Consider the following 5,219-nt stretch of genomic DNA (forward strand, 5'->3'; position numbering starts at 1 on the left):
CCCGGCGCAGGTGCGGCACGTCGGCGCGAGCGGCGCCGGCAGCGCGGGGAAGCTGGTCCGCAACCTCAGCCTCGGGCTGGCCCTGGCCGGGATCGGCGACGCGTTACGCCTCGCCGCCACCCTCGACCTCCCCGCCGACGTGGTGGACGAACTGATGGCGGCCGGCCCGCTCGGCGCGGCCTACCCGCCCGTCCGGCAGGTCCTCGCGGCCGGGCCGCCGGAGACCGTCGGCTTCACCGTGGACATGCTCACCAAGGACCTGCGGCTCTGCCTGGCCGCCGAACCCCGACTGCCGCTGGTCGACGCGGCCCGGCAGGTGGGAGAGTCGGCCCACGCCGACGGCCACGGCCAGGACGACACCCGCGCCCTCCCGCTCTGGATGCGCGACACCGCTCGCTGAGTCCGTGGCTCAGGCGGGGGCGACCGCGAGCAGGTGAGAGTTGGTACCGAGCACCGCCGGGTCCCGCTCGAACGCCTCGGCGCAGGCCACCGCGTCGGCGAAGAGCCGGTCGTCCGGGTCGGTGTCGAGCGCGTTCAGCAGTGGCCAGAGCGGCCCCTCCACGCCGTACAGGGCCGGCTCCGGCAGGCCCGCCGCGAGGAACTCGTCCACCACCTCCTCCGGCCGGTGGAAGTACGCGGTGGTGAAGCCGGTCTCCGGGTCGTTCACCCCGGTCTCGTAGGCCCGGCGCAGGAGCGGCCGGCTGCGCTCGTCCACCCGGCCCTGCGCGGTCAGGTCGATCAGCGCGGCGTTGCGGCTGATCACCGCGGCGACCACCGGCCCGCCTTGCCGGGTGAGCCGGGCCGCCTCGCGCAGCGCGGCCACCCGGTCCGCCCGCCCGGTCAGGTGGTAGAGCGGGCCGAGCAGCAGGGTCGCGTCCGCCGAGTCGTCGGGGAGCGGCAGATCGCGGGCGTCGCCGACGGTCGCGGTGAGCCCGGGGTACGCGGCCCGGGCGGCGGCCACGTGCGCCGGCACCAGGTCGACCAGGTGCACCTGGTGACCGGCCCCCGCCAGCCAGCCCGCGTACGTGCCGGGGCCGCCGCCCACGTCGAGCACGGCGGCCGGGGGTGCGGGCAGCAGTCGGGTGAGCAGGTCCCGGGTGCGCCGCGCCTCGAGCCGGCCCTGCGCGCTGCGGTGCAACCGCTCCGCCTCGCCGAAGACCTCGGTGTAGTAGCGCTGGATGTCCGGCTCCGCCGGTCGATGGTGCGGCATCCGTCGATGATGGACCGACCGGTCCGCCCGGCTCATCTCGTTTACCGCCCGGGTGGCGGCCGCCGCCTACCCTCCCGGGTATGGCGTACCAGTACCAGCCGGCCATGGTGCCGCCCAGGAAGTCGAACACGACCAAGGTCGTGCTCATCGTCGTCGGTGTGGTGCTCGCCCTCTGCTGCGTGGGTGGCGTCATCGGCGGCTTCGCCCTCTACCACGCGGTGCGGGAGGCGACCGGCCCGGCCCGGACCACCGTGGACAGCTACGCCGGGGCGCTGGTCGCGCGCGACTACCCGACGGCGTACGGGCAGCTCTGCGGCCAGGTGCGCGGCCGGGTCAGCCAGGAGGACTTCGCCCGCCAGCAGGCCGCCCAGCCCGCGCTGACCGGCTACGAGATCGTCGGCCTCAACGTGCAGAACACCAACGGCCGGGTGTACGGGTCGGCGAACGTCCGGTTCACCCCGCAGAGCGGCACCTCGCAGACGCAGGTGTACCGCCTGGTCAAGGAGGACGGGAGCTGGCGGATCTGCGAGTGACGGCGGCCCGGCCACCCGGCTGACCGGGCGGCCGGGCCGGTGCCTCAGGCCGGGCAGTTGTGGTACGCCTCGACCCGCCACCCCGCCGCGCCCCGGGACAGCACCCAGGTCGCCCGGCGGAGCCGGTCGGCCGGCAGGCTCTCCTCGCCGGGCAGCAGGAAGCCGCTGCGGCTCACCACCACCGCGGTGTCGCCGGCTCCGATGATCCGGACCTGCTCCGGCTCGTCGACGGAGGTGGAGCCGCGCAGCGGGCCGGCGAACCCGTCCGCCATGTACCGCCGCACCTCCGCCCGGCCCCGGTGGAACACCCCGCCGGGGAGCACCACGGTGGCGTCGTCGGCGTACCGGCCGGCGAAGGCGTCGGCGTCGCCCGCCGCCCAGGCCGCGACGAGAGCGTGCAGCAGGTCCCGTACCTCCCGCTCGGCGCGGGTGTCGACGGTCGCAGTGTCGGTCATGATCGTCCTCTCCTCGAAATGCAGCGTCGCCGGTACCTACTCGCCGGCCGGGCCGGACTCATCGGCCCGGCGGCGATGAATTCCGGGGACCGGGCCGGTAGGTATGGGGGGAGCACGGCGGAGGGAGTGAACCGGTGACGGTGGGCAGCGAGGACTTCGACCGGCGGACCGGGCCGTACCGGCCGGAGCTGCTGGCCCACTGCTACCGGATGCTCGGCTCGGTGCACGAGGCGGAGGACCTGGTGCAGGAGACCCTGTTGCGCGCCTGGCGGGCCTTCGACCGGTACGACGACCGGCGCGCCTCGCTCCGCACCTGGCTGCACCGGATCGCCACCAACGCCTGCCTGACCGCGTTGCGCGGCCGCGCCCGCCGGCCGCTGCCGTCCGACTTCGTGGCGGCCAACCCGGACCCGGACGCGCCCATGGTGGTGGGCGAGGTGCCCTGGCTGCAGCCGCTGCCGGACGCGCTGCTCGACCCGGCCACCGTGGTGGCCGCGCGGGGCAGCCTGCGGCTCGCCCTGGTCGCCGCGATGCAGCTGCTGCCGCCCCGGCAACGGGCCATCCTGATCCTGCGCGAGGTCCTCGACTGGTCCACCGTCGAGGTCGCCGAGGCGCTGGCCACCACCCCCGCCGCGGTGAACAGCGGCCTGCAACGGGCCCGGGCCCGGCTCGGCGCCGTGGCCATCCGGGAGGAGCAGGTCGCCGAGCCGGCCGACCCGGCGCAGCGGGCGCTGCTCGACCGGTACGTGGCGGCGTTCGAGCGGGCGGACGTGCCGGCGCTGACCCGGCTGCTCACCGACGACGCGGTGCTGGAGATGCCGCCGGTGCTCAACTGGCACGTCGGCCGCGAGCGCTACGGCCGCTTCATCGCCCGGATCCTCGCGCTCCGCGGCACCGACTGGCGGCTGCTGGCCACCGCCGCGAACGGGCAGCCCGCGCTGGCCGCGTACGTGCGGGACGGGGAGGCGTACCTGCCGCACACCGTGCAGGTGCTGACCCTCCGGGCCGGGCGGATCAGCCGGAACGTCGTCTTCCAGGACCAGGCCGTGTTCGCCGCGTTCGGACTCGCCGCGCTGCCCGCCGAACCGGTCAGTTCACCGGCAGCACCTTGGGACCGCCGCCCTTGATCGAGCGGGTCACGTTCTTCGTGTCCGACCAGTAGAAGCAGCGGATTCCCCGGTCGCCCGACGCCCAGGCCTCCTCGGACGGCAGCTGGAACCGGGTGCCGGCGCGGTACGGCAGCGTCCGGTCGACCGGGACCCTCGCGTACCGGGCGACCAGGGTGCGGCAGCGCGGGTGGATCGACCCGGCGTCGCGGGCGGCGTCCGCGTACGGCCTGTCCGGCGCGGTCCACGAGCCGACGTACTCGTACCGGTGGGCCTTCGTGCAGGAGGTCTGCTGAAGCTCGTCCCACCTGTCCGTGCTGAGGCAGCCGTACGCCAGCGGCGACGCCTTCTTCAGCGCGTCCCGCAGACTGCCGGAGTACGGCATCGGGTGGTCGGCCGACCGGCCGCCGAAGAGGCGGGGCTCCACGGTGGGCAGCGCCATCAGATCGCACCGGAACCAGCGGGCGCCGCCCGTCCAGCCGGCGGGAGACGGCGGAACCACCCGGACGGTCAGCCGCGCGCCCCGCCAGTCGCCGCCGACGAACGCCGTCGCCCGGGCGTCGCACTCGGCGAACGCGGGACGGATCGCGGCGGACCGGACCGGTGGGGGAGTGGGCCGCTCGGCCAGCGGACCGGTGAACGTGCCCAGGTGGAAGGTCTCCATGCCGCCGCCGGTCGTGCAGTCGACCGGGTGGTAGGTGACCGGGTTGCTGACGGACTCCATGCGCTGATGACAGTCGCCGACCTTCGGAGCGAACTGCACGACCGCACCGACCGTCCGCCAGTCGTCGGTCAGATCGCCGTCCAGGCCGTCCGGAGTACCGCAGCCGGCCAGCGCCAGCGTGATCAGCGTGGCCACCGCCCCGAACGTCCGCCACCGTCGCATGTGCGGCCTCCCTGCTCGCGGCGGCAGCATATGTCACCGTGGTGCGCTTCCGACGTCCCGGATGCGCCTGCCTGTCCTGGCTGTCGCCGCCCTCGCCGCCCTCGCCGCGCCGGCCGACGGCATCGCCCCACGCACGGTCTGATCCGACGCGCGACGTTCGTCGCTGTCCGTCCGGCCACCGTGCCGGGCCGTGACGGTGTGACATCCGGCGCGGGGGCGGCGCTGAGGGGCACGGAAAGCATGCACCGGGCCCAGGACCAGCACGGCTCCGGCGTCGCCGGCTGCTCACACAGCGGAGGCGCCGTGCGCGGGGCTCGGCCGCGGCCCGGCCCCGGGTTCGTCCGGTGCGTGCGTCCCGCGTCCCGGCACCCCCGCCGGGAGGTGCGCTGTTCCGGAGGCACGCCGGGCGGCACGTCCGTATGTCCACCCCCGTCAACGGAGCCGTTCGATGTCACAGTTCGCCCTCGCGAAACTCCTCACCCTCAAGGCTGGCGTGGCGGCCCTCGCCGTCACCGCCACCGGTGGGGTCGCGCTCGCCGCCGCGAGCGGCACCCTGCCCAACCCGCTCACCGACGCCAGCGCCACGCCGTCGGCCCACGCCAGCGGCAAGCCGTCCGAGGCGGCCGACAAGGGCAAGGGCCCGGCCGGCGCCAAGGGCACCCCCACGCCGAACCTCGTCGGCCTCTGCCACGCGTTCACCGCCGGCGCGGGCGACAACCCGGGCAAGGCGCTGGAGAACCCGGCGTTCCGGGTGCTGATCACCACCGCCGGCGACAAGGAGAAGGTGGCGGCGTACTGCGACACGCTGCTCGCCGCCGAGAAGGCCAAGCCGAGCCAGGCGGCCCGGCCCACCGCCACGCCGAGCCACCCGACGGGCAAGCCCAGCGCCCGCCCGACCAGCGCCGACACCAACCGCACGGACGCCCCGGACGCCGGCCACAAGCCGACCGCACGACCGACCAACTGACCTCCGACGCTGGCCCTGGTGTACGCGCACTATCGGTGATCGAAGCCAGGTGCGGAGGTAGG

General features: G+C 75.2%; 7 protein-coding genes. 4 read left to right on the plus strand and 3 right to left on the minus strand.

Going from position 1 to position 5,219, the window contains the following annotated elements; genetic code table 11:
• Window positions 1-400 (plus strand): NAD-binding protein (locus ACWEVO_RS29340; protein ID WP_452310716.1); only part of this gene is annotated, 400 nt, incomplete at its 5' end.
• A gap of 9 nt (window positions 401-409) precedes the next feature.
• Here the strand turns inward: ACWEVO_RS29340 and ACWEVO_RS29345 are convergent.
• Entirely contained in the window at window positions 410-1,210 is an 801-nt protein-coding gene (locus tag ACWEVO_RS29345; protein ID WP_452310717.1) for a class I SAM-dependent methyltransferase, read from the minus strand.
• An 80-nt stretch (window positions 1,211-1,290) separates the two neighbouring features.
• On the opposite strand from ACWEVO_RS29345, the gene ACWEVO_RS29350 reads away from it, so the two are divergent.
• Window positions 1,291-1,743, plus strand: coding sequence for an Rv0361 family membrane protein (locus ACWEVO_RS29350; protein WP_452310718.1), 453 nt, complete (start codon window positions 1,291-1,293; stop codon window positions 1,741-1,743).
• Between the two features lie 44 nt (window positions 1,744-1,787).
• On the opposite strand, the gene ACWEVO_RS29355 is transcribed toward ACWEVO_RS29350, so the two are convergent.
• The gene (locus ACWEVO_RS29355) at window positions 1,788-2,198 is read right to left on the minus strand and encodes a YybH family protein (RefSeq protein WP_452310719.1); all 411 of its coding nucleotides are present in this window, start codon (window positions 2,196-2,198) and stop codon (window positions 1,788-1,790) included.
• 134 nt (window positions 2,199-2,332) lie between these two features.
• On the opposite strand from ACWEVO_RS29355, the gene ACWEVO_RS29360 reads away from it, so the two are divergent.
• Entirely contained in the window at window positions 2,333-3,325 is a 993-nt protein-coding gene (locus tag ACWEVO_RS29360) for a sigma-70 family RNA polymerase sigma factor (protein WP_452310720.1), read from the plus strand.
• On the opposite strand, the gene ACWEVO_RS29365 is transcribed toward ACWEVO_RS29360, so the two are convergent.
• The gene (locus tag ACWEVO_RS29365) at window positions 3,288-4,190 is read right to left on the minus strand and encodes a septum formation family protein (protein WP_452310721.1); all 903 of its coding nucleotides are present in this window, start codon (window positions 4,188-4,190) and stop codon (window positions 3,288-3,290) included. The two genes, ACWEVO_RS29360 and ACWEVO_RS29365, sit on opposite strands and share 38 nt — an antisense overlap.
• A gap of 448 nt (window positions 4,191-4,638) precedes the next feature.
• Here ACWEVO_RS29365 and ACWEVO_RS29370 point away from each other — a divergent pair, with 448 nt between their 5' ends.
• On the plus strand, window positions 4,639-5,157 hold the full coding sequence (locus ACWEVO_RS29370; RefSeq protein WP_452310722.1) for a hypothetical protein: 519 nt from the start codon (window positions 4,639-4,641) through the stop codon (window positions 5,155-5,157).
• The last annotated feature ends 62 nt before the right edge of the window (window positions 5,158-5,219 follow it).

Source organism: Micromonospora sp. NPDC003776 (assembly GCF_053605645.1).